The sequence below is a fragment of the Rhodococcus sp. P4_B6 genome, assembly GCF_056402215.1.
This window is the reverse complement of the sequence record NZ_JBFUHV010000137.1, coordinates 1-24,500: the sequence shown is the minus strand read 5'-3', so window position 1 is coordinate 24,500 and position 24,500 is coordinate 1. Positions and strand designations below refer to the sequence as shown.

At 64.7% G+C, this 24,500-nt stretch carries 19 protein-coding genes; 13 read left to right on the top strand and 6 right to left on the bottom strand.

Annotated features, from left to right (window positions below):
- Together AC1DWT_RS38350 and AC1DWT_RS38345 are read left to right on the top strand one after the other, a co-directional pair.
- Positions 1 to 531: GntR family transcriptional regulator (locus AC1DWT_RS38350; RefSeq protein ID WP_477924634.1), on the top strand; the 531-nt coding region annotated here is incomplete at its 5' end.
- Positions 532 to 1,295: 764 nt separating this feature from the next.
- Positions 1,296 to 2,804, top strand: a complete 1,509-nt coding sequence (locus tag AC1DWT_RS38345; RefSeq protein ID WP_477924632.1) for a PucR family transcriptional regulator — start codon at positions 1,296 to 1,298, stop codon at positions 2,802 to 2,804.
- Here AC1DWT_RS38345 and AC1DWT_RS38340 read toward each other — a convergent pair.
- Positions 2,787 to 3,890 (bottom strand): transporter substrate-binding protein, encoded by a 1,104-nt coding sequence (locus AC1DWT_RS38340; RefSeq protein WP_477924630.1) that lies wholly within the window; start codon positions 3,888 to 3,890, stop codon positions 2,787 to 2,789. The two genes, AC1DWT_RS38345 and AC1DWT_RS38340, sit on opposite strands and share 18 nt — an antisense overlap.
- A gap of 335 nt (positions 3,891 to 4,225) precedes the next feature.
- Between AC1DWT_RS38340 and AC1DWT_RS38335 the strand changes: the two genes are divergently transcribed.
- The 3 genes from AC1DWT_RS38335 (at position 4,226) to AC1DWT_RS38325 (ending at position 10,120) form a co-directional block, all read left to right on the top strand.
- Positions 4,226 to 6,277 carry a hydantoinase/oxoprolinase family protein gene (locus AC1DWT_RS38335; RefSeq protein WP_477924628.1) on the top strand — a complete coding sequence of 684 codons (2,052 nt, stop codon included), beginning with the start codon at positions 4,226 to 4,228 and terminating at the stop codon, positions 6,275 to 6,277.
- 43 nt (positions 6,278 to 6,320) lie between these two features.
- Complete coding sequence (locus tag AC1DWT_RS38330; protein ID WP_477924626.1) at positions 6,321 to 8,333, top strand: hydantoinase B/oxoprolinase family protein; 2,013 nt, start codon at positions 6,321 to 6,323, stop codon at positions 8,331 to 8,333.
- Positions 8,334 to 8,458: 125 nt separating this feature from the next.
- Complete coding sequence (locus AC1DWT_RS38325) at positions 8,459 to 10,120, top strand: purine-cytosine permease family protein (RefSeq protein WP_477924624.1); 1,662 nt, start codon at positions 8,459 to 8,461, stop codon at positions 10,118 to 10,120.
- A gap of 201 nt (positions 10,121 to 10,321) precedes the next feature.
- Here AC1DWT_RS38325 and AC1DWT_RS38320 read toward each other — a convergent pair whose 3' ends face one another.
- From AC1DWT_RS38320 to AC1DWT_RS38305, 4 genes are all read right to left on the bottom strand, one after another.
- The gene (locus AC1DWT_RS38320) at positions 10,322 to 10,609 is read right to left on the bottom strand and encodes a BMC domain-containing protein (protein WP_061698743.1); all 288 of its coding nucleotides are present in this window, start codon (positions 10,607 to 10,609) and stop codon (positions 10,322 to 10,324) included.
- A 120-nt stretch (positions 10,610 to 10,729) separates the two neighbouring features.
- Positions 10,730 to 11,527, bottom strand: a complete 798-nt coding sequence (surE, locus tag AC1DWT_RS38315; RefSeq protein ID WP_061698742.1) for a 5'/3'-nucleotidase SurE — start codon at positions 11,525 to 11,527, stop codon at positions 10,730 to 10,732.
- The gene (locus tag AC1DWT_RS38310) at positions 11,524 to 12,459 is read right to left on the bottom strand and encodes an HAD family hydrolase (protein ID WP_477924621.1); all 936 of its coding nucleotides are present in this window, start codon (positions 12,457 to 12,459) and stop codon (positions 11,524 to 11,526) included. Before AC1DWT_RS38310 ends, surE begins: the two co-directional genes overlap by 4 nt.
- A 29-nt stretch (positions 12,460 to 12,488) precedes the next feature.
- Positions 12,489 to 13,484, bottom strand: a complete 996-nt coding sequence (locus AC1DWT_RS38305) for a DUF7064 domain-containing protein (protein ID WP_477924619.1) — start codon at positions 13,482 to 13,484, stop codon at positions 12,489 to 12,491.
- Between the two features lie 259 nt (positions 13,485 to 13,743).
- Between AC1DWT_RS38305 and AC1DWT_RS38300 the strand changes: the two genes are divergently transcribed.
- The 8 genes from AC1DWT_RS38300 to AC1DWT_RS38265 all read left to right on the top strand — a co-directional run bounded on the left by AC1DWT_RS38300 (position 13,744) and on the right by AC1DWT_RS38265 (position 21,908).
- On the top strand, positions 13,744 to 14,034 hold the full coding sequence (locus AC1DWT_RS38300; protein WP_061698750.1) for a EutN/CcmL family microcompartment protein: 291 nt from the start codon (positions 13,744 to 13,746) through the stop codon (positions 14,032 to 14,034).
- Between the two features lie 71 nt (positions 14,035 to 14,105).
- Complete coding sequence (locus tag AC1DWT_RS38295) at positions 14,106 to 14,429, top strand: BMC domain-containing protein (protein ID WP_052032891.1); 324 nt, start codon at positions 14,106 to 14,108, stop codon at positions 14,427 to 14,429.
- Between the two features lie 73 nt (positions 14,430 to 14,502).
- Positions 14,503 to 15,879 carry an aldehyde dehydrogenase family protein gene (locus tag AC1DWT_RS38290; protein WP_156517557.1) on the top strand — a complete coding sequence of 459 codons (1,377 nt, stop codon included), beginning with the start codon at positions 14,503 to 14,505 and terminating at the stop codon, positions 15,877 to 15,879.
- Positions 15,879 to 16,688: an ethanolamine utilization protein EutJ gene (gene eutJ / locus AC1DWT_RS38285; protein ID WP_477924615.1), complete on the top strand. Its 810-nt coding sequence runs from the start codon at positions 15,879 to 15,881 to the stop codon at positions 16,686 to 16,688. Before AC1DWT_RS38290 ends, eutJ begins: the two co-directional genes overlap by 1 nt.
- Entirely contained in the window at positions 16,685 to 17,320 is a 636-nt protein-coding gene (locus tag AC1DWT_RS38280) for a hypothetical protein (RefSeq protein ID WP_037227584.1), read from the top strand. The genes eutJ and AC1DWT_RS38280 overlap by 4 nt, the downstream gene beginning before the upstream one ends.
- Positions 17,317 to 18,648 (top strand): malate dehydrogenase, encoded by a 1,332-nt coding sequence (locus tag AC1DWT_RS38275; protein ID WP_477924613.1) that lies wholly within the window; start codon positions 17,317 to 17,319, stop codon positions 18,646 to 18,648. Before AC1DWT_RS38280 ends, AC1DWT_RS38275 begins: the two co-directional genes overlap by 4 nt.
- Entirely contained in the window at positions 18,645 to 19,682 is a 1,038-nt protein-coding gene (locus AC1DWT_RS38270; RefSeq protein ID WP_477924611.1) for an alcohol dehydrogenase catalytic domain-containing protein, read from the top strand. Before AC1DWT_RS38275 ends, AC1DWT_RS38270 begins: the two co-directional genes overlap by 4 nt.
- Before the next feature lie 27 nt (positions 19,683 to 19,709).
- A complete protein-coding gene (locus tag AC1DWT_RS38265) occupies positions 19,710 to 21,908 on the top strand; it encodes a helix-turn-helix domain-containing protein (RefSeq protein ID WP_477924609.1) in 2,199 nt (732 codons plus the stop codon).
- Positions 21,909 to 22,029: 121 nt separating this feature from the next.
- On the opposite strand, the gene AC1DWT_RS38260 is transcribed toward AC1DWT_RS38265, so the two are convergent.
- Positions 22,030 to 24,500, bottom strand: a 2,471-nt coding sequence (locus AC1DWT_RS38260) for a pyruvate, phosphate dikinase (RefSeq protein ID WP_477924607.1), incomplete at its 5' end; no start/stop codon positions are given.

The window sequence follows — 24,500 nt, the reverse complement described above, 5'->3', positions numbered from 1 at the left end:
CTGGGTATGTCTCGCACCCCCGTACGCGAGGCGGTCATCTCGCTAAGTCGTGAAGGCATTATCGAGATTGCAAGCCAACGCGGATTCCGGTTGCGTGAGCTGAGTGTGCTCGAGCGCACTGAAATATTCGACCTCCGTGCACTGCTGGAGCCATACGTTGCCGGACGTCTAGCAACCACGCGAACGGCCGAGCAAGTAGATCAGCTGAGGGGACTTCTCGACGAGCAACAATTACTCGTCGAAAATCCCAAGGACCCCCAGACCTTCTTGGACCTTGACGAGCGGTTCCACCTCCTCCAGGCCGAGTACCTCGGACTCGAGCGCACCAGATCAACCATGGCGAACCTCCGCGGCGCCATGTGGCTACTGGGATTTGAAGCACTCAGCCTGCCGCATCGCTATGCGGACGTCGTCCGTGAACACCGCGCGATTCTCGATGCGATCGAACGCGAAAACTCAGAGGACGCCCGACGGGCCGCGCACGAACACATCCTCCAGACCGCACGGGCCGCGGACCATCTCGACCGCTGACAAACTGCGATCCAGTCGGACCTCGGGCCTGAGACTTCACTCCATCTGCGCCAGGACCACCCTGCCGGCAGTGACAACGGTGGGTGGGAACTGGTTCTGGTCCACCGTCCGTGACGGCCCCAAGACTGCGTGTTGCAGTTGTTAGTCGCGATGACGACGTGCATCACCTTCGCCGCGGGCTACGAGTCGACCAGCGTGCAAACTGGCAACCGTGAGAGAACGTCGACCCCGTCGACCCGGTTACAACAACTTCACCCGGCATATGCGCCGCCTGTGACGACGCCGGCCTACCTACCACGAGCGGTGGTGACGACGCCCGTTCATGTACCACCGCCGGCGCCCACAGACACCCGCCCCGTCTGCAGCATCCTTCCCGAAAGAGTCGAACCAGAACTGGATCCACCGATGCTCGGATAGTCCCAGTTCCGGTGATCCCGAGGTACAACCTCTATTCGACAGGAAAACATGTCCAGCACATCAGCAGCCACAGGGAAATCTGTCGTCACCGACGCTGCGTCGGGAATCAGGTCCAGTCGGGCCGCGGTGCGCCCACCTACCTGGTGCGAGCGCTGTTCTCGGCGGATCGAACGGTGAACCCACTCCCACTGCGGTGACCGGCAGTATCGCGGTTGCTATCGCCGCTGGTGGCTGACCGGTGTCGAAGGACACAGTCGGCCTCGACCACGCGTGTGCCCTCCACCGGTCGAGAAAACCCCTGTATGGCGCGATAATCGGCGCACGACCCGAGTCCGGAAGGAGGCGCGTTGGCCACAGTAGGCGATCTTGTCGATCATGCCGGCCTGCGATCCCTCACGCCCGGCGCCGTGGAGAAAACGCGGCATGATCCGGTGAATGCTCTCTACGAGATCGACCCCGCTTCGCCGATCGATCCCCCTGAGGGCAGCCTGGTCTACCTCCCGTCAACGGTCTGGTCCTCGCTGCCGAGACCCGAATCGCTTCCCTCCGCCTTGYGATCGGAGGGAGGGATTGCGGTAGTCATCGATAATGACGACTGCAGCCTTCCGCCGGAATTCCTGACCGAGTGCGTGCGCCAATCCATCCCGGTCTTCCTGCTGCCGAAGACCATGCCATTCGATCAGCTCGGTGCCGCACTCCTGCCACAACCGGATGGCTCCTCGAAGCAGAAGCGGGAATCCGGCCCCGAAGCGATTAGTGACCTCATCGACGGGTTCGTCGGAAAGAGTGGTGTCAGAGGCTCGCTGGTGATGCAGGGGTGCGTCCTCTCCGGATCCAACCCGCCCGACATCGACCTTCTGACGAAAATCCTGGCGCGCAATCCGGTTCCATTGAAGCGAATCTCGAGCACTGCCGCCGCCATCCACGCGACACTTCCTAGATCCGGCCACGCTCTCGTTCTGACGAATCCGAATCGCATTTCGTGGGATCTGAGACGGGTGAGCCGGCTTGCCGAACAGATCGACGCCCACGCTCACGCAATCGAGGTGACAAGGACAGCGCGGCACCAGTCCGAGAGTGCGTTGATCCGGGAGCTGATCGGATCGAATGTCGCGTCCGCGGCACTCGATCCGTGGGCGCGATCCCTGGGGCTGGAACCGGGGACCCGAATCCGAGCGGTCTCGGTCGTCGTGCCGGAAAGCGCGGCCACACCGATTGAGCAGGTTGTTGCCGGCCTGCAAGATCTCGGGCTGCGCAGCGGTGGTACGTGCGTGTGCGGTGCCTACGAGGACAGCGCGTACACCCTGATCACGATCGACGGTGGGGGTGCCTCCGGCGGTGCCGCCGGAGGCACCGGATTCGATCATCACCTCGACGTCCTAGCGAGACTGTTCGCCCAACGACACGGCTACACGCCATCCATCGGCACTAGCTCCTGTGTCCTCCGAAGCAGCGACGACCTGGTGCGAGGATTGATCAGCGCTCGGCAACTGGCAGATCGCCACGCCCGCTCGTCGCGCTCCGAGGGACAGCCAGTTCCGCTTCCGGCACCCCTGGCGGCGACACTGCTCGCGACCGAGCCGAGGCTGGCGAGCGTCCTCTACCAGGCACTGCTGAAACCGGTCGTCGACTACGACGAACAGAAGGGCTCCGCCTATCTCGCGACGCTGCGCACCTTCCTCGCGTTGGACGGGCACTGGGGTGCGACGGCTGCCGAGCTGGGCATCCACATCAACACCCTCCGATACCGACTCACCCGCATCGAGCGCTTGACCGGGCGCGGGATCCACGCCACCGCCGATCGTGCGGACTACTATCTCGCTCTCACCCTGAGGGAATCAGCTCGACGCGGATAGCGGAATGCTCCCCGACCACCAGGGTTCGGGAAGCCTGGGTGGGAACTCCTCGATGACGTCGTAGTCGCCGTCCGCCGCCCGCCCGACGTAGGACGGATGCGCGCTGTAGTGATCGCTTCGGAAGTAGAAGGGCAAACCCTCGGGGTTGCCGTCGAATCGAACACAAAGCAGGGCCTCGGAGAGCTCGCCCGGGTCCAGTGATCGGGACTGCTCAGCGGCGAGACGCAGTGCGTGCACGGCGTTGTACGCGCCGACCTGCGCCGCGTGCGTGCGGCGTTGTCCGCAGATATCGATCAGGGATTGCCGGTACGACGCGTTGACGTCCGACTCGATCCTGGAGAAGTAGGTGGCGACCATGAAATGGCCGTCGCTGACCTCCGGCGGTATGTGACCCAGATCGATCGCGGTCGTGGCCGTCGCCGCGATGGGAAGTGAATCCGACGTGAAGCCGGCACGGTGAAACTGGGTGTAAAACGCCGTCGTAGAGTCGCGCCCGACCAGGTTGCAGATAATCACCGACGGACGTTTACGCCCGATGTCGTCGAGGACCGCCGCGAAGGAGGTTTCGCCGAGCGGTGCGTACCAGTCCCCGACGGTCTCGACGTCCCAATGCGCTCCGAGTCGGCTTATCGCCTCGCCGAGGACTCTCGGGTAAATGTAATCAGACCCCACGATGTAGACGCGACGCCCGAGAGTGCTCGCAATCCAGCCGAGATAATCAGCGAGGTACTGGTTGGGTGCTGCGCCGCAATAGAATACGCGCGAATCGGTCTCCTCACCCTCGAAGTACGTCGGATACATCAGTAGTGATCGATTGGCGTGGATGGCCGGCCGCATCGAAACCCTGCTGGCCGAGGTATACCCGCCGACGATGACGTCGACGGACTCGTCACGGCACAGACGGTCGATTCCGCTTGCCGTCGACGCGACTTCCGAACGATCGTCGAACACCGCGAATGTCAGTTCCTCGCCGAGTACTCCACCGCTCGCGTTGATCTCATGAACCGCGACCACGGCACCGTCGAGTATGGACTTCTCCATTTCTTCCTGCGCGCCGCTGAGTGAGTACAGCATGCCGATCTTCACTCGTTCGCTCCTCTCGAGGGAGGGGGCCACCTCGGTGGCGGTCGAATGCCACTCTACGGGTACTCCGGATGCGCCACACGGCGAGACAAGAGGTGCTCCACACCCGAAGCGGAGCGTGTTGCAATCCGGTGACCATCGGTTTCGCCGGGATGTCGGATACCTGAATGTTACTCGACTCGCCCACTCGTTTCCGCAGGTAGAAGCGATTTCGGAGCAGTCGACCTGTGTCAATCTCCAGTACCGGCGGGCATCCGATTGGTTGATGGGCCAATTGCCGGTTCCGCCGGCGAAGCGTTGGGTGACGGAGGTCAGCGACACATCCCGAGGAGGGCAACATGACCGAAGCCATCAGTAGGCCGGAGAAGATCCGCACCGCGGTCGACATCGGAGGAACCTTCACCGACGTGTTCGTGCAGCGTGAGGACGGGCAGATCATCACCGCGAAGTACCCGACCCAGGCCGACCCGATCGAGGGCGTGCTGGCCGGGATGAAGCAGGCGGGTGTGAGCTGGGAGGATGTCGAGTTCTTCTCGCACGGAACGACGATCGCGACCAACGCCCTCATCACTCGCAAGTTCCCCCGGATCGCGCTCGTCACGACCGAAGGATTTCGCGACGTCATCGAAATTCGCCGAGGAGACCGCGAAACCTGGGATCCCTATCAGGAAGTCGCCGAGCCCTTCGTGCCTCGCCGGCACCGCCTGACGGTCCGCGAGCGCATCGGCTACGACGGCACGGTTCTCGAGCCGCTGGACGAAAATCAGGCGCGTGACGTCGCGCGGATCCTCAAGCGTCGTGCGGTCGAGACCGTGGCCGTGTGCTTTGTCAATTCGTTCACCAACCCCGAGCACGAGAACCAGATGGCGGAGATCCTGGCAGAGGAATTGCCGGGTGTCGCGATCACGACGTCGAGCGACGTCCTTCCGGAAATCTTCGAGTACGAACGGTTTTCGACCACCGTCGCCAATGCTGCACTGGTACCGATCATCGGGCCATACGCGCGCACCCTGGAGGGACGGCTCGCAGAGAACGGATACGCCAACGACGTCCTGCTTCTACACTCCGGCGGCGGCATGATGACCCCCACTATGGCGGAGAAGTACGGTGCGCGCCTGGCAGCCTCAGGAATCGCCGCGGGCGCGATCGCCAGTCGTCACATCGCGCGAATGTGCGGATACGAGAACTCGATCGGATTCGACATGGGTGGCACCTCCACCGACGTGTCCCTCACGGACAACGGGGTGCTGGGGACGACGAACATGTGGAGTGTCGAGTTCGGCTACCCGATCTGCTTCCCGAGCATCGAGGTCCTCACCATCGGCGCCGGTGGCGGTTCGATCGCATGGCTGGACGACGCCGGCTCGCTTCGCAACGGACCGCAGTCGGCAGGATCGGAGCCCGGGCCCGCGTGCTACGGCGGCGGGGGCGAGTTGGTGACCAACACCGACGCCAACCTGATCCTGGGCACCGTCGGCAAGAAGCTGGCCGGCGGAGTCAAGGAGCTCGACGAGTCGCTCGCGCGCACTGCAGTCGAGAAGGTCGCCCGACCACTCGGCCTGGACGTGGAAACGGCTGCGCAGTCGATCATCAAGGTGGCCAATGCGAACATGGCGGACGCCATTCGACTGATCTCGATCCGCAAGGGTCACGATCCGCGCGACTTCGCCCTCGTCGGATTCGGTGGGGCCGGGCCGTTGCATGCCGCCTACCTGGCCAAGAACCTGGGCATCCCCGCGGTGATCATCCCGCCGCACCCGGGAGTGACCTCGGCGATGGGCTGCATGCTCGTCGACATCCAGCACGACCTCACCAAGATGTATCTTGCCGATGCGGCCGAGGCCGATCTCGGCCACCTCGCAGAGTCGTTCCGGGAGCTCGAGGCGCAGGGACGCGAACGCCTGGCTGCGGAGCACGTCGACGAAGCGGACATGATCTTCGAGTACTACCTCGACATGCGGTACCTCGGTCAGTGGCGTGCCATCGCCGTGCCCGTGACCGTGCCGCTTGCGAACCTCGACGACGTTGTTGCCACGTTCCACGCCACCCATCTCAGGGAGCACAACTTTGCCGCCGACGACGCGGGCGTGGAGATCTATCGAATCCTGGTCCGCGCCATAGGTCTCACTCCGAGGACCGAGGTCAAGCCTGCGAAACTGATCGACCCCGCGGACTTCGCGCCGGTTCCGACAGAGGTACGGCATGTCCTGTTCCCGGACGAGGTGGCTCGCCTCGACACTCCGGTGTTCGACCGCGCCGGCCTTCCCTCGGGGGCGATCCTGTCAGGTCCCTGCATCGTGGACCAGCTGGATTCGACCACCGTCGTTCCGCCTCGGACAACCGCCCGGGTCGACGAGTGGAGCAATCTCATCCTCGAGCACTCCGCGTAAATAACTTTCGGCTGCAATCGAATTCGAAAGAGGTATTGAAATCATGGCTACATCACTGGACCCGGTGACATTCGAAGTTCTCAAGAACGCCTTCATCAACACCGTCGATCAGATGGCAGAACAGATCCTGCGGACCTGCTATTCGTTCGTCATCTACTCGCGTGACTTTTCCTCGGCGATCTGCGACCCCGAGGGCAACACCGTCATGCAGGGCACGGGTGACATCGCAGCGCACGTCGGCACCCTCCACTACACCGCAAAGGCCGTGATCCGCCAATTCGAGGGCGACATCCATCCGGGGGACGTCTTCGTCATCAACGACGTGTACGAAGGAGGAAGCCACTTCAACGACACACGCATCATCCGGCCGATCTACTACGACGGCGAACTGCTCGGCTACGCGCAGGCCAACGGCCATTGGGCGGACGTCGGCGGCGCGACCCCGGGCTCGTTCAACGTCAAGGCACTCGACCACATGGGCGAGGGCCTGCGAATTCCGCCGACCCGGCTTTGGAGCAAAGATCAGTTCCTCGAGGACGTCGCATACCTCATAGCAAAGAACACCCGGAACCCTCGCGACATCATCGGCGACATGCAGGCGCAGGCCGAGGCCACTCGCGTCGCCGAACGCGAAATACAGCGTCTGTGCGACAAATACGGTGTCGACACGATCAAGACGGCCATGGCCGAGGTCCAGGATTACGTCGAAGATCTCACCCGCGCCAAGATCGCCGCCCTGCCCGACGGCGTGTGGTACACCGAGGACTACATCGACCAGGATCCGGCACTGGGCGAGGGCCTGATCCCGGTCACCATGAAGATGACCATCAAAGGCGACTCCGTCCACTACGACCTCAGCGAGTCACATGCGTCCATCTCCTCGATGCTCAACGCCGGGTTCGGTGGTTCGTTCGCCGGAATCGTCGCCGGCACCAAGATGCAGTTCCCGGACATCCCCCTCAATTCGGGCTTCTACCGTGTCGTAACAGCGGATCTCGGCCCGCTCGGTTCGGTGGTCAACGCGGACTGGCCATCGCCGTGTGCCGGATTCTGCTCCGGGCCGTTCGAGAAGATCATGAGCTCGGTGTTCGAGATCTGGTCCGATATCCAGCCCGAACGCGCCATGGCCTGCACCTTCAACCTCGAGTACCTACTGGTGGGTGGGCGCGACGGGCGCGAAAACGGCAACCCCAACTTCATGTGGTACGACTGGATGATGGGAGGCTGGGGCGCCCGAAACGGTGCCGACGGCTACAACGCATCGGCCGCCGTGTTCGGTGTCCAGTACGGCACCCAACCTTTCGAGGGCCAGGAGCGCCTGGCCCCGGTGCTCACCTCGTGCCATGATCTAGTGCCCGATTCCGGAGGCCCGGGAAAGTACCGCGGCGGACTCGGTGCCGAGAAGGGCGGCCGACTATGGGCCAGCAGCAACACCGTGATGTCCTATTGCTGTGACCGGGAGCGCTCGGTCACCTGGGGGCTATGGGGCGGATTGCCCTCGATTCCACACGGTGTCTGGCTCAACAAGGGAACCGACAACGAGCAGTACCTGGGCTCGATCTTCGCGGCAGTACCGATCAAGTCCGGAGACGAGTTCACCCGCCCCTCCGCCGGCGGCGGCGGCCTGGGCGATCCGCTGCAGCGTGCCGTCGACGCCGTGCTCGAAGACGTCATCGACGGCTACGTCACGATCGAACGCGCCGAAAAGGACTACGGAGTCGTCATCAAGGAGATCGACCCGGAGGTCTTCGACTACGAGGTGGACGCCGGCGCCACCGACAAGGCCCGCGAGTACATCCGGAACAACCGGCATGCCTGGATGGAGCGTGATCCACAGGCGGTATCGGCGGAGTACCGGTCCGGTCTGATCAACGAGATGGACTGCGTTCGCCAGTACGGAGTGATCCTGGACTGGGGCAGCGGCGAGGTGCTGCCCAACTCCACCGACCAGTTCCGCGCGATGCTGAAGCGACGCACGATCGTCCACTGGACCGATGATCCCGGCGTCGACTACATCAAGGGGACGCTCTCGATCTCCGAGACCGCGGCAGTCTGAGCCACGTCCGCTCCTACCTGCGCGGGTGCCTCATCGAGGTCGTGGGGCACCCGGGCAAGGCGCACCTTCAATTTTCAGGATCCAGATGGCAACGGCGCCAGAAACCGTCATCGAAAGGAAGAACCATGCCATTATCGCCGGAGTTGAGTGCGAACAAAGTCCCCGCACTCGTCGTGTCATCACATGACGATCCAAAGGTCCTCGAACACGCTGCTGCCGAGGACTATTCACTGCACATCGTTCCCTTGTCGTGGCGCAGCGGGCGCCTGTCGGTCTCGATGGCGTGGCTCGGACTTATGAGCGCGATGTTCTGGGTCGTGGTGGGAAGTACGGTCACGCTTGCCGTGGGTACGGTCGACACCCTGATCGGCATCGCACTGTCGGCCGTGAGCTATGGCGCGATCAACTCAGTGGCCGCCAGGTACGCCGCCAAAACGGGAACAAGCGTGTCCCTCTTCTCCCGCGCCCTGTTCGGACGAGCCGGCTCAGCATTCGCGGCCGCCCTCTTCGGAGTCACCATCACTTACTACGTCGTCGCAGAAGGCGCCATCGTCGCCAGCGCCCTGCACGCCTACATCCCCGCCCTCCCGATTGCACTGTGCTGTCTGATCGTCGTCGTGTACCAGGCACCCCTGGCGATGCGCGGCGTGACCACATGGCTGGACAAGATCAACGGGGTACTCCTTCCGCTCTACCTCGTCGGCCTCGTCGGCTCGGTCGTCTGGACCATCGTCCGCTACGGGTACAGCAACGACTGGCTCACCTACGAACCCGACGGCGTAGCCGATCTCGGTGTGCCGGGCTGGTGGTTCGCGTACACCGTGTACATGGGTGTTTGGGTCGTCACCATGATGGCGTGGGACTTCGCCCGGTTCGGTCGCCCCGAGGACGCGACGTTCAACGGGCGCTTAACCTTCGGAACGCCCTTTTACGTGATGACACTTCTCGTGAATGCGGTAGTGGGGATGATCCTGGCGCACACAATCGCCATCGAGGGAGCGCTGAGCGAGGAGTCGGCGATTCTCGGGATCGTCGCGATGATGGGGTTCTGGGGACTGTTGTGGGTCGTCGTCAGCCAGACGCGGGTCAACACGGGGAACTTCTACCTCGCCTCGACGAACCTGCAGAACTTCTTCGCGCGGGCCTTCAAACTCACCCTCCCTCGGGTGTTCTGGCTGGCGGTCGTTGCCGTGATCGTCTACGTGATGATGTTGACGAACGTCCTGACGTGGATCCTGCAGGCGCTGAGCTACCAGGGTGTGATCATCGTGAGCTGGGTGGCGATCGCCCTCACGCACATCCTTGTCTCGTCGCGAACTAAGGGACCGGACGCCGCGGCGGCGGAGTTCCGGCCGGGACGCGTCCCGTCGGTGAATCCCGCGGGGGTGTTCGCCTGGGGTGCTTCATCTCTGACGGGCATCGCCATGGTCGCATTCGGGGGAACCCCGGGCGCCGTCTGGGCACCGCCCGCGAGCTGTGTGCTCGCGGCGGCCCTGTACGGGATCGCCCTCCGATTCTCGAAGCCTTCCTGGTTCACGCTCGCCCGCCCGTTCGATCCGCGCGACGAGGTCGCCGACGCCTGGGAGGCGCGCGTTCAGTGTCATCGCTGCGGTGACTCGTACATCGCCTACGAGATGGATCGGGATCCGTCGGCAGACCACCAGGCGATCTGTCTCGCCTGTGCGTCGAACACGCCCAGCTTCCTGCGTGCGGCAGAAGCGGAGGCTGCGGCCTACCGGTCCGGCACCATCGACCCCGGGGTCCCGACAAGAGTGTCCCCGATCTGACCACCCCGGCAGTCCGAAGCGTTGGGCTGCACGCTCGACCACCGAGCCGGTTCCGGCACGGTGGTCGAGCATCGCACGGATCGTCCTCCGCTCTGAGCGTGCAGCTGCCGCCAGGCCGCGACGTCGTGGCGTAACACGAAGACACACCTCCGGCCCGGATACCTTGACGTCGAATCGGTCCCGCTCACAAATGGGAATGGATCAGACCGCGGGTATCGCTGCGGCCAGTACGTCCTCGGTATCACCGTGCGGACGCGCGATAACATGCGATGTCGCCAACTCGCCCGTGCTCCGCGCTGCCGATACCCCTGCGTCGACCGCAGCCTGGACCGCTCCGACGTCGCCGCGGACCATCACCGTGACCTGCCCGTTGCGCAGTGTCCGGTATCCGACGAGGTCGACGTTGGCAGCCTTGACCATGGCGTCAGCGGCTTCGATGGCACCGACCAAGCCCACCGTTTCAATCAATCCAACAGCACCAGAACTCATTGTCCTGCCTCCTACTTCGTGAGTAGCGTTCTTACTCAAGACCTTGCCGATACCGGCACCAGACGATGCCGACACTGCAGCGACTGTCACTTTCTGGCTGCGCTCGGTCGCCTCGTGGACCTATTCGATCCAGTCGATCGCGGTGTCTCCGCGCCATTGGAGCAGTGACAGCGTGGGATGTCCGTTTCGCACTCCCGCAATGTCGGACCCGTCGATGATTCTGATGTCCGGTGCCGACAAATTCCCGACAGGAAGAGCAACGGCACGCCGGTCGAAGTCGGCGATGAAGGGAAGCAAGGTCGGCGCCGTGCCCGCCAGGGTCCACGCCGCTCCGACCAGGGGCCGTGTCTCCTCGGCGGGCAGGTTGGGCACGTTGAGGTTGAACACCGATCCCGCATCGGCGGACAAAATGTTCGGCAAGATCGCGCCGACAACATCCGCGGCTGTGCGCCAGTAACGCGCAGAGCCGTCAGCGCGGGGTTCCTCGAGTTCAAAATCGAGGTGCAGCGATGCCGCCAGCGCAGTCACACCGTGCGCCCCCGCCACCAGCGCCGCGCCGGCAGTACCGGAGTGCAACACCGCGGCACCGAGGTTGGAGCCCTCGTTGATGCCAGAGAGCACGAGGTCGGGCACTGGGCCGAAGCGGCCGAGCACCGCGGCCAGCGCGATCATGCCGGGATGCGCGGCGACCGAGTACGCCTCGACTCCTGGCAGGCCGGGAAGCCGACGATGGCTCACTTCGATGTGGTCGTCGACCGGGAACATAGTCAACCCGCCCGCGCTCCCACTCGCTTGCTGATGAGGAGCCGCGACCGTGACGTCGTAGCCCTGTTCACACGCCGTGTGCGCGAGGGCGAGCAGTCCCGGCGCGTCGATCCCGTCGTCATTGGTGACCAGCACGTGCGGCCGATGCGTCATGGCATAGCCAATCGGACGGCGAGCAGCAACTCGTTCTCTCCCCCAGGTTCGTGCGAGGCTGGCGCTGGCGCTGGACCCGGCATGGATTGCACTTGCTGATGTTCTTGCGGCAGGGCCCCGTGCGAGGTCATCCGTCTTTGCATTGCCTTCGCTCCGGCCGCTCTACGTTGCATCCGGGCCGCCGGAGCGGCCGTAACCGCTTCGGACGTCCGCAGCCCTATGGCGGGTTGGGTCGGGCACACACATGCCGGCGTCGCGGTTGAACTGCCGAACAGGTGCGCCAGGATCTCCTGGGGCCAGATGGCGACGAATTCCGCTCCTGCAGTGAGCAGTTGTTCCTCGGTGTGCATCCCCCAGGCGACGCCGATGGCGCGGATCCCCGACTTCACGGCCGCCTCGACGTCGCCGACCGYGTCGGTGATGATGGCCGTCGACTGGGCCGGCACGGGACTCCCGATCGCCGACTCATCGTAGAAAGCCTGGCACCGCCGCCCGGACCCTTGAGCTGCATCGTCGAGAAAACGCTGGATCCCTTTTGTCTTGTCCGGTTCCACGTCACCGCCAAAGACGTGCGAAAAGCAATATGCCAGTGAGTTTTTGCGTAGAATTCTGCGGATAACCTCGGTGGAGTTCGAGGACAGGACGGCCAGAGTCGCGTGCGGGACCAGCGCCTTCACGATGTCAACCATCCCCGGAATCATCAGGGGGGCGTAGTCGGCGCCGAGACTGCGCATGAAGTCCGCTTCGACGGCGTGCGCGTGCTCGGCGTCGCGGCAGAGGCTGCGCAGGGAGACGAAGAAGTTGTTCGCGAACATCTCGTAGAACTGCTCGGGGTCGACGATTCCGAGATGGTGCGCAGCGCTGATCTTCTCGAATACTCGCCAGGATGCTTCTCGTGTCTGCACCAGAGTGCCGTCGAGATCGAAGATCACCGCCTGAGGCGGTTCCGGTCGGCACATGGTCAGCGGCCGGCGAACGGTGTCGCGCTGTAAATCTTGCAGAGTTGCTGGGGGCCAATGAAGTCCTGGATCTCTCCCCAGCCGCGTTGCGAACCCGAACGCCATTCGGCGAGCACGTTGTACCCGACGGTTCCGGGGCCCGCCTGCCACGGGAAGCTGGTCCGTGCGACTCCCTGGAGTTCGTATTCGCGTCCTTCGCTGTCGGTGAGTTCGAGCTCGACCGACTTGGCGAAGAACCCTTCTCGGATCGTCCGTCCCCGACCGGCGGCCAGTCCGTAGAGTTCGCCCTTGTCGACGACATAGCCGTGCTGGAGCGACAGTTCAGTGGGGGCGTCCGGCCCTCCGTTGGGATCGAAGTCGAAGATGCCGTGCACGGCGAAGTCCTTGGAGAAGTGCGCGTGTAGCCAGCTCATCGTGTGGCCCTGGTGCTCGGACCGCAGTCCCCAACTATGGTCCATCGTCGAGACACAGTCGACGGCGTAGTTCTTGCCGCGCAGGTTCACTTCGCCTTCGAAGTGTCCGGTCTGATCGAAGTGGCCGGCGTACGCCTCGCCCCAGGCGAACACACCGTCTTCGGCCTGCTTGGCGACGATCGGATCCTGCTTCGGATCGTGAATATCGAACGCATCAGCCAGCGCGGTGTACCGGAAGGCAAGCGACACACCGTCACCGTTGTCGAACTCGACGTCCCACACCCGGTTCGGCTCCTTGCACACGACGTGCAGGCCGTTCGCGAGCCGGTAGTCGCGCAGGTTGCGCGGCTCCGGAATGGGAAGGTGATGCTGGGCATCCCAGTACTCAGCCTGCCATGGCGCCTGCACGAACTTCGAGTTCATGGCGATCGTAGAGATCGCGACGCCCACGTTCGGCCGGAACAGGGCGTAGACGCCGACGTTCAGCGCGGCTTCCGGGATGTAGAACCCGAAGAAATTTGTCTCGGTCCAGGTCGGATCGTCGCTGGTCGGAGTGTGGAAATCGGCGTCGACGTCTTCGATCATCTGGGTCTCCTTGGCTCTCGCTGTGGCCGCACGGTCACTACATCGAGCGGCCGTTCATCAATTGCACACCTTGCCGAACTCCAGATGCCCCCGCCACATACCTGCGGGACAACTACCCGGGCTGAGGCTATCCGTCAGAGATAACAGACTTGGGTGGGCATCGTCGTAGCGTCCTCTTCGATGCACTCCCGGGTCACTTGGGGTGAGCGGGAGTGCATCGATCCCGTTCATTCGACACCCGAAGAAGAGGCGGTCACCGGTGAGACTCGCACGTGTTGTCGGCCAGGTCGTGGCCACAGCCAAAGTCCCCGAACTCGGGGGAACAACGATTCTCGTGGTCGAGGATATCGATTCCGCACCGAGTGCTGTGCCACGCCAGTCGTACGCTGCCGTGGACCTCGTCGGCGCGGGACAGGAAGAAGTTGTCCTCGTCGTCTCAGGGAGCGCGGCCCGGGTCGACGCGGCCACCGCAGGTGTCCCGGTCGACCAAGCGATCGTCGCGATCGCCGACACGGTCATCACGCACGGCGAGGTGACGTATTCGAAATGACGACACAGACTCGCGCACCCCACAGAACACCCCTTGATCCACCCAGCCCCAACGTAAATGGAGGAAACACCATGGCTACCACCCAGAACACCCTTCCCGCACGAGGCGCCGGAGCGCTCGGCCTCATCGAGACCAAGGGACTCGTCGGTGCTATCGAGGCGGCCGACGCCATGGTCAAGGCCGCGAACGTGCAGCTTCTAGGACACCGCGAAATCGGCGGCGGCCTGGTCACCGTGATGGTGCGTGGCGACGTCGGTGCGGTCAAGGCTGCCACCGATGCCGGTGCGGTCGCCGCCGGTAAGGCCGGTGAGGTCGTCTCCGTGCACGTCATTCCCCGCCCCCACGACGAGACCGAAGGCGTGCTGTCGAACCTGGCTCGGCCCAAGGGCGCGTGAGACGCAATCCATCACAGCTCTGGGCGTAGCCGACGGCTACGTCCAGACACCAAGCCATGGAAGGTAAATGACCGTGACAGCAACGCTTGACGCGGACCTGGCGGCGCTGGCGGATGTTCGCGCGCAAGTCTCCGCAACGAAGAAGGCCTTCGACGCTATCGCAGGCGCCGACCAGCAGTGGCTCGACGAGATCGTGCGGGCAATGGCGAAGGCCGGCTACGCCGCCTCCGAAGAGCTCGCCCGGATGGCCGTCGACGAAACCGGCTACGGCGTGTACGAGAACAAGATCATCAAGAACCGTTTCAACACCGGATTCGTCGCGGACTGGATGCTCGAACGCCGGGCGGTCGGAGTGTTGTGGGCCGACGAGGAGAACAAGGTCACCGCGGTCGGATCACCGATGGGTGTGATTGCGGCGATCATCCCGGTTACCAATCCGACTGCAACCGTACTGTTCAAGAGCTTGGCCGCGGTCAAAGCCGGAAACGCAGTGGTCCACGCCCCTCATCCCCGTGCAGCACGCTGCTCGGCCCGAGCCGCGGAGATCATGGCGGAAGCCGCAGTACACGCCGGTGCCCCGGAGAATCTCGTCTCCTGCCTGCAACAGCCGACCCTCGATGCAACCCGGGAACTGATGAGGCACGGTGACATACGACTGGTCCTTGCGACCGGCGGGCCAGCAATGGTGGCCGCGGCATACTCGAGCGGCAAGCCCACCATCGCGGTCGGCGCCGGCAACGTGCCAGCCTATGTCGACTCGACGGTCAAGGATCTTGCCGAAACCGCGACAATGATCGTGACCTCGAAGGCGTTCGACAACGGAACAGCGTGTGTGGCAGAACAATCGGTGGTAATCGCGGCGCCCGTCGCCGACCAGCTGGTCCAGGAACTTGGGCGCGCCGGGGCAACCTGGATGACCAAGGATCAGCAGGCGGCCCTGACCAGGACGCTCTTCGACGAGCGCGGTGGGCTACGCGCGAACGCCGTGGGCCAATCCGCGATTCGGCTGGCCGAGATGTCGGGCTTCGCAGTCCCCGCGTCGACGAAGGTTCTCGCCGCGGAACTCGACGAGGTCGGCGATCACGTCCTGTTGTCACGGGAGATCCTCGGCCCGGTCCTGACGGTCTATCGGGAGCCGGACTACCAGGCTGGGTGGCGGCGCTGCCGGGAAATCCTGGCCCTGGGCGGCGAAGGCCATACCGTCGCTGTCCACACCTCCGACCCCGAGGTCGTGGCCAAGTTCGGTGAACTGCCCGCCGGCCGGATCGTGGTCAACACACCCGCCCTGTTCGGCGGAATGGGCTACTCGACGAACGTCGACCCGTCCTTCCAGATCGGTACCGGTACCTGGAGTGGCTCGATCTGCTCGGACAACGTCACACCGTTACACCTGGTGAACATCAAACGGATCGCCCACGAAGCCCGGCCCTGGCGTGGAGTGTTCGACTGATGTCTCCACAAGAGGTCGCGCGGACACTCGAGGAAGCACATCAGCGCATCCGTTCGGCCCGAACGGATTACGACGGTGACCTGCGCACCGGCATCGACCTCGGGACCGCGACCTGCGTCATCACCGTGGTCGATGCCGAAGGCATGCCGGTATGGATCGACTTCGACCGGACCGCGGCGGTCCGCGACGGGGTGGTTGTGGACTTCGCCGCCGCCGCGGCGGCCGTGCGGAAGTTGAAAGCAACCGCCGAAGCAGAACTGGGTGTCGAGCTACACAATGCCGCGACAGCCTTCCCCCCATGCATCGGCGAAGCTGACAGCCGCGCCTGCCGATTCGTGCTCGAAGGGGCCGGTTTCGACGAGGTCACTCTGATCGACGAGGTCAGCGCCGCGAACAAGACACTCGAGGTCACCGACGGCGTGGTCATCGATGTCGGTGGTGGCTCGACCGGGGTCGGAGTTTTCCAGTCCGGAGCGCTCACCGCACTCGATGACCGTCCCGGCGGCGGTCATCACCTGGACCTGATCCTGGCCGGCTCCCGAGGTCTGACGGTCGCGGAAGCAGAAGAACTCAAACGCACTGGCACCGACGACCACCTTGCCATCTTGCGACCGGGAATCGAACGGATCGGTTCGTCGATCCGGGATCTGACCCGAGGCGCCGAGCACCTCGAACTTCATCTCGCCGGCGGCGCTCTGATGCTTCCAGGCGCCGACACCACCATCAGCAAATATCTGGGTCGCAGCGTGCGGGCTTACCCGCACGCTCTGCTCATCACACCATTGGGAATCGCGAGGTACGCGTCATGACAGGCAAGGCAACCCTACGGACATACGCATTCATCGATCGGATGCAGCCGCAGTGCGCGGCCCACATCGCCGCGACCAGCCCCGGAGATCCGCCCCTGGCCGGTATGGCCGAACTGTTTGTCGAAATGGCCCCGGGCAACGAGGTGTTCCGAGCGGCCGACATCGCCCTGAAGTCCTCCGGTGTCCGGCCCGCCTTGCAGATCATCGAACGCGAATTCGGCCTACTGGAGATTCACTCCGAACACCAGGCCGAGGTCCTCGCCGCCGGCGAGGCCCTGCTCGACGCGCTGGGTATGAAGGAAACCGACCGCATCAAGCCGGTGGTGGCCTCGACGCAGTTCATCACCAACGTGCACGGCTACCAGGCGCAGCTGCTCAACAAGTGGCGTAAAGGCACCCTGCTGATGCCCGGTTCGAGCCTGTTCGTCATGGAAGTCGCGCCGGCAGCCTATGTGTCATTGGCCGCGAACGAAGCAGAAAAGGCGGCCGATATCGATGTGATCGAAATCCGCGCCGTTGGGCGGTTCGGACGACTGTTCCTGGCCGGCAGTGAAAGTGAAGTAGCCACGGCCCGCGACGCCGCGGTCGCCGCACTCGAATCCCTCGAAGGGACCGAGGAGACGCGGCGATGACTGTCTTCGGTGTCGATGCGGTCGAGGCGGCCGCCGAGTCGACAGTGGCGGAACTCCTTGTGGGCCCGAAGGACATCGTGACCCCGCTGGCGCGGGAGCGTGCCCGGGAACGAGGAATCACGATCATCGTCGGAAGCTCCCGTTCCGGCGGCGGAACCCCGTCACCTCCGACGGTCCGAAACGGATCGGCGCCAACACCGGTTCCCCCGGGGGCGCCGGCCTTCCGCCGGCCGCGGTCGAACGGTTTTCAGGCGCCGCTCCCGCCGCTACGGCCGCCCGCCCCCGCGCTGTATCGGCGAGGCGCACCGCTGGACCCAGCTGTCGCACCGGCGGTTCTGCACCGCCCCCGCTCCACCCCACCGTCACAGGTGGCGAGCAGCAAATCCGTTCACAGAGTCGTGGTTGTCGGCGCCGGACACGTCGGCATGATCACCGCCATGAAGCTCGCCGAGGCGAACATCATCGAGGAAGTCGTACTCGTCGATATCGCAGACGGTCTCGCCGCGGGCATCGCACTGGATCTGACACACTCGACGGCGTTGTTGGGGTTCGACACCAAGGTTCGCGGGGTCACGCGCCTGGCCGACGCCGGTGTCGCCGACTACGTCGTCATCACCGCAGGAAGGGCCCGCCAACCCGGAATGAGTCGCACCGACCTCGTGGAGGTGAACGCCGGGATCGTCGGCGGGCTCGCCCGCGACGCCGCCGCAGTCTCCCCCAACACCGTGTTGCTGATCGTGACGAATCCATTGGACGAGATGACGCACCACGCATGGCAGGCCTCCGGGCTCCCGGCCGAACGCGTGATTGGCATGGCTGGCGTACTCGACAGCTCCCGTTTCCAGGCCCTCACTGGCTTGGCCACCCACTCCGCACCCTCCGATGTCAGCGCGCTGGCGCTGGGTAGTCATGGGGACGAGATGGTCATCCCCCTGTCCCAAGCCCGAGTCGCCGGCACCTCGATCAGTCAGACTCTTGCGCAGGGCGCAGTCGCCGCACTCGTGGACCGCGCACGCAATTCCGGTGCCGAGGTCGTAGGTTTGCTCAAGTCCGGAAGCGCGTTCTTCGCCCCCGGCGCCTCGGCCGCCCGGATGGTCCTGGCCATGGCCACCGATTCCGACGAGGTCATCGCGGCGACGGTCCGCGCTCGCGGCCAGTACGGCATCAGCGACGGCTACGTCGGATTGCCTACCAAGTTGGGGCGCGGCGGACTAAAGGAGATCGTTGAGCTTCCGCTCGCTGAGGACGAGCTCGCCGAGGTACGGACCGCGGCCGCGCGGATATCCGAGCGAGTCTTGGGTCTCGAGAAAGCGACGGTCGCCTCATGAAGGCCGTGGTGTTCGCCGATACCGGGCGCGTCGAGGTCATCCGGGTGCCCGACCCTTCCCTCATCGATCCCACCGACGCGTTGGTCAGGGTGGACCGGGCCGCGATCTGCGGAACGGACCTGCACACCATCACCCACCCCAATGGGATGAGCCGCGGTGCGGTCCTTGGCCACGAGTTCGCCGGGACGATCCTCGAGGTCGGCACCGCCGTGCGCACCTTCAGCCCCGGCGACCGGGTCAGCGGCGCCGACTTCACCGCCTGCGGGCATTGCTGGTGGTGCCGGAGTGGAAACCACTGGGAGTGCGGAGAGCGTCAGTTCTTCGGTACAGGCGCTGCCTTCGGTCCTGCTCTCGACGGAGCTCAAGCCGAGATCGTCCGTGTTCCCCACGCCGATGTCGTCCTACACTCGATCGCAGATGACATCCCCTACGAGAGCGCACTGTTCTTCGGGGACATCCTGGCGACCGGGTACGCGGCCGTGCAGCGCTGCGACGTTTCTCCAGGCGACACCGTCGCCGTCATCGGGGGTGGTCCGGTCGGCCAGATGGCCAGCCTCGCCGCGCAGGCGTGCTCGGCCGGCCCGGTGGTCCTCGTCGAGCCGGTCGAGGACCGCCGCGCCATCGCTCATGAACACGGCGCCCTCGTCGCCGCTCCGGACGACGCCCGGAGACTGGTCGATGCGGTCACCGACGGCCGCGGCGCCGATGCCGTCATTGAGGCGGTCGGCGGCCCGCGCGGACTCGATACCGCCTTCGGGCTCGTCCGCCGCCGCGGCACCGTCGTCTCGGTCGGCGTCCACCAGCAGCCGACCTGGCCGCTGCCGGTAGCCAAGGCGTTCGCCGACGAGCTGACCCTACGATTTGCGATCGGCAACGCGATTCGCGACCGGGATCGACTGTCCGGATTGGTGGCCGCGGGGGCCATCGACCCGACGATCATCATCGACAAACGGGTCAGCCTCGACGACGCGCCCGCAGCATACGAAGCGATGGCCCAGCGCCGTACGCTGAAGGCAGTCATCGAAGTGCCCTAGAGGCGGAGTGGCGAGGCGGGTATAGACGTGGCAGAAACCACCGACGGCGGACCAATGGGGTCTGCCAACCGGCTGCGGTCGCTACTGGCCAGTCTTCTGCCGGAAAGTCCGGTCGCCGCGGCCGAGGCAGTAGTTGCGGCCTGCGGCGACACCCGAGCCAGCGTCCTGCAACGCCAGGATTTGGACTGGGTTGTCCTTGCCGGTGCCGAAGAATGCGCCGACCAGGCCCAGCTAGCCGCTCTCGAGTGCGGAGCGGGTGTGCTGCGTGATCGCGCCGCCRCCATCGGCACATTCGCCGTCGTTCTGGCAGAGCCTTTCAACAAGCACACGGGGCCCGCACTCGATCAAAATCTTCTCCGACAGGTATGCGTCTGGATCGAATTGACCGCCCGGGCGACATCCTTGACGGACGAACTGGCCGCACTCGACGATGAGGCCGAGGTCATGCGCGGGGTCACACACCAGATCCTCAGCGCCCGCGATCTCGACCAGGTGTTGCTGTCGATCACGAACCACACCCTGCGCATGTCCGAATCGGACATCTGCGGGGTTTTCCTGCGAGAAGGCGACGAATTGCGGATGCGCAGCTGCGCCGGTCACCGCGTCGTCGACACCGCGCGGCTGGTGATGAAGCGCGGACAGGGCGTTGCGGGCCTGGTCTTCGAAACCGGGAAAGTAGCCAAAATCGATAGCTACTTGCACGATTCGACAATCAGCTCGGATTTCATGTCACTCGCCGAGCAGGAAGCCACCCGGTCGGCGCTGGCCGTTCCGCTCGTCGTGCACGGCGACCTGATCGGTGTCCTGGAGGTGTGGCGGCGGCGGTATTCCTCGTTCACCGACCGGGACGTCCGCCGCCTGGTGGCGTTGGCTGACCTGGCCACCATCGCGATCGAGAACGGCCGACTCTACGACGCCCAGCGAGCCACCGTCGACGAACTCGAATCCACCCGCATATCTCTCGAGAGGCAGCTGAGCCTGCTCAACCGATCCTCCACCTTGCAGCACTCCTTGATCGAAATCGTGCTCGCGAACACCGCGGTCACCAGCTCGGTGGCCCGCACCGTCGGCACCGACCTCGGGTGTGGTGTCGCCATCCTGTCGGCCACCGGAGAAGTCGAGGCCACCTACCCGCGAACCCTCGACACCACGACCCTGCTTCGGGAAGTCTTGGGAAGCAACGGTACTCTCCCACACCGGGCCACCCGGCTGACCGCCGCCGACGGCAAGACGATTTGGGCACACCCGGTCATCGCCGCCGAGAACCAGTACGGGGCCGTGTGCCTGGTGGGCGGAACCGAGGACGCCGACATCATGGAAGTGGCCTGTGGCCAAGCGGCGATGGTGTGTTCACTGGCCCAACTGCAGCAACGCGCCGCCAGCGCCGCCCGCGCCGAAGCTCTCGACCAGATCCTGTGGGATCTGATGGAAGGCACTGCGGAGCAGCGGTCGGCCGCCCGCAGCCGCACCCACCAGATGGGCATCCGGCTACGCGGCTACCACCGCATCTTCTACGGTGTCCTCGAGAATATGGATGCCCTCGCCGCCCAGGAGGGMTGGAACACTTCCTCCTCGGACGCGTTGCGCCGCACCATGCTCAACGGAATCCGCAGCTGCACCCAGCCGACACCGCTGACGTTGACCAGTGTGCGGGGCAACTGGATCGTGGCCCTGGCCCCGATCAAAGATCGCGAACGCTCCCGCGACCTGCTCGACGAGCTGCACAAAATCACCACACAGGCACACCCCGATCTGCGGATCTCCTGGGGGGTGAGCTCGGCGCGCACTGATCCCGTGGACTATCCGCAAGCATTCGGCGAGGCGAAGACCGCGCACGCCGCCTCCCGCCGGCTGGGCACGGTGTCGTTGTACGACGAACTCGGCATCGTCCGCCTACTTCTCGGTAGCAGTGACAACCCCGACCTGCAGGGCTTCATCAAGGAAGTGACCGAACCCCTGCTCGACTACGACCAGCAATCCGATGGGTCGCTGCTGAAAACGTTGCGCACCTTCTTCGACGCCAACTGCTCCCAGAAGGACGCGGCAGAACGGTTGTTCGTGCACCCGAAGACGCTCGCGTATCGGCTCGAGCTGATCCGCAAGCTCACCAACCTGGACCTGTCCCGGCATGCCGACCGAATGCGTGCGGATTTGGCATTGCGGTTGCTGCAGGTCACTCAGGCGGTCAGCGACCTCGACGGCGAGTCCCCGCCTTCCCTCGGCTAGAAGCCCGGTTCACGCCCTCACCGTGAAACCGGCAGCAACGAAGTAGAAGTAAGGGTGGTGTGCGATGGTCCCCGACTGGGTTCCACCGCACACCACCCATACGTGTGCGTGCGCGCTAGAGTTAACGCTCGCTCTGCCCCAGYGCCAAGATCGAAGGCCTCACTTCGTCGCCGTCGACGGCGAACCGGGCGAACCCTCGCTGCTGCAGTGAGCTGAGCAGTTCCASTGAAACCGGGCCCGTGAGCCGGATCCCGATCCTCCGGCCGGGTTCCCGGGCGACGACGTCGGCGACGGTGTCGACCAGGCCACCGACCTGGTCGTCGATCTCCACGCGCGGGTCGACGGTAATAAGCCCCCGACGCAGATACGAATCGAGTGGTTCGCYTGTCAGCAGGTGCCGCGCCGAAATACCGGCGACCGCGGCCTGCAGAACCCGCAGTTCAATCCACACGACGTCGCTGTGAGTGGTGATGCCGTCGATGGAGGCGATGCCCCGGGGACTGGTCAAGTAAGCCCCGATCTCGACCCGTGCGGCACCAGGGAGGGTGTCGCGCAGCTTGACCAACGCGGCGATCTCCCTGCTGTCGGCGATCTTGCGAACCGTGAAGTGCACCGTCAGGTCGGTCGTCACCTCCTGCAGTGCCGCGGCGATTCCGCGCAGCTGGGCGGCGAGGATCTCCTCCGAGCCCAGCGGCAATGCCAGTTCCGGATGTGCGATGAACAGTTCGGCGGTACGGAGCAGTTCACTTGATTCGTCGGCGTGGAAGTCGATCGCTCGGACACCGAACTCGGTGACGGTCGCCTCGGCGAACAGCTTCCCGAACTCGGTTGCGACCGCACGTTCGAGGGCGGCGCTGGCGTCGCTGATCTCCCCCTCACGCAAGGTCGTGATGATTCCGTCAAGGTGGCCGGTGGTAGCGAGAACGTCGTCGATGCCGGCAACCAGCCCGGTGGCCCCGCGGACGTGTGCCTGACGCGCCTGATCAGGGGTCGTCGATCGGGCGAAGATCTGCGCACCGGATCGCTCGCGAGCCAGTTCAAGCAGGGCGGTCAACCGATCGTCCTCGGCGGCGGGTTCGCTCAGTTCGATCTCACCGAGAATCACCTCGCCAGTGGTTCCGTCGAGGGAAACGACGTCACCGGTGACCAGTGTCTGTCCGCCCACTTGCATCGTCCCGGCCACCGGGTCGATGTCCAAGGCACCGCAGCCGACCACGCAGGTCGTCCCAAGCGCACGAGCGACCACCGCAGCGTGACTGGTCGAGCCACCGGTGGCGGTAAGGATGCCGTCCGCCGCGATCATCCCGTGCAGATCCGTCGGGCTGGTGACCGGCCGAGCAAGGATGACCGTCACGCCCTCCTTCACCGCCTGCTGCGCAGCATCGGAGTCGAAGTACAACGCACCGACCACATGCCCCGGCGCGGCGCCCACACCGGTGGCCAGCACTCGCCCGTCGTCGCGGGCCCGTGCATAAGCGTCCGGGTCGAATCCGGGACGCTGGACCTGCCGGATCTGTTCCAGCGATACCGTCGACAGTGCTCCCGCGGTGGTGACGACCTGCTCGGCGAGCAGATCCGCCGCGATGCGGATCGCGGCCTGTGCCGTGCGCTTGGCGCTACGGACCTGCAGCATGTACAAGATGCCGCGTTCGACGGTGAACTCTATGTCGAGGACGTCACCGCGACGGCGTTCGAGTTCGGCGCACGTGTTCTCGAGCTCGGTGTAGACATGCGGCAGCCGATCGCGGAGTGCGGTGACGGGGTCCGGGGTACGAATGCCGGCAACGACGTCCTCGCCCTGGCTGGCGGCGAGGAACTCGCCGAACAGTCCGGGTTCGCCAGTGACCGGGTTGCGGGTGAAGACCACGCCCGATCCCGAGTCTTGATCGAGGTTGCCGAACACCATCGACTGCACGACCACTGCAGTCCCGAGATCGTTCGGGATCTTGTGAACTTCGCGGTATTTCACTGCGCGCCGGGTGTTCCAGGATCGGAAGACCGCCTCGACCGCACCGATGAGTTGAGCGCGCGGATCGTCGGGGACTTCTTCGTCGAGCTCGTCGCGCAGCAGTGCCTGGCAGTGCTGCCACACTGTGTCGTACACCGGTCCCGGCTGCGAGGTGGCGGTGACACCGTCGATCAGGGAGTTGAGGTCCTCACGGTCCGGTGTTTCGAGCGCACCGAGCACGGTTTCGGCGTACATGCCATGGAAGCGAAACAGCACGTCGGCCATGAAGCGGGTATCGCCGGTGACGTCGGCTAGCGCGATCGCTGCGTCGCGGCCGAGGCCGAGGTTGAGGACGGTATCCATCATCCCTGGCATGGATACCGGCGCGCCCGAGCGAACCGACAGCAGCAACGGGAAGGGTCCACCGCCGAAGGTCTTGCCCGTCTTGTCTTCGAGTTCGCTCAAACGGGCGTGGATTTCGTCGACCAGTTCCACCGTCATCGAGCCGTGTTCGAGATATTCGTGACAGGCCGACGTGGAGATGACGTACCCACCCGGTACGTTCAGGCCTTCCTGGGTCATTTCGACGAGGCCGTAACCCTTGCCACCCAGGACATTCCGGTCGATTGCGCCCGGTTCACTGA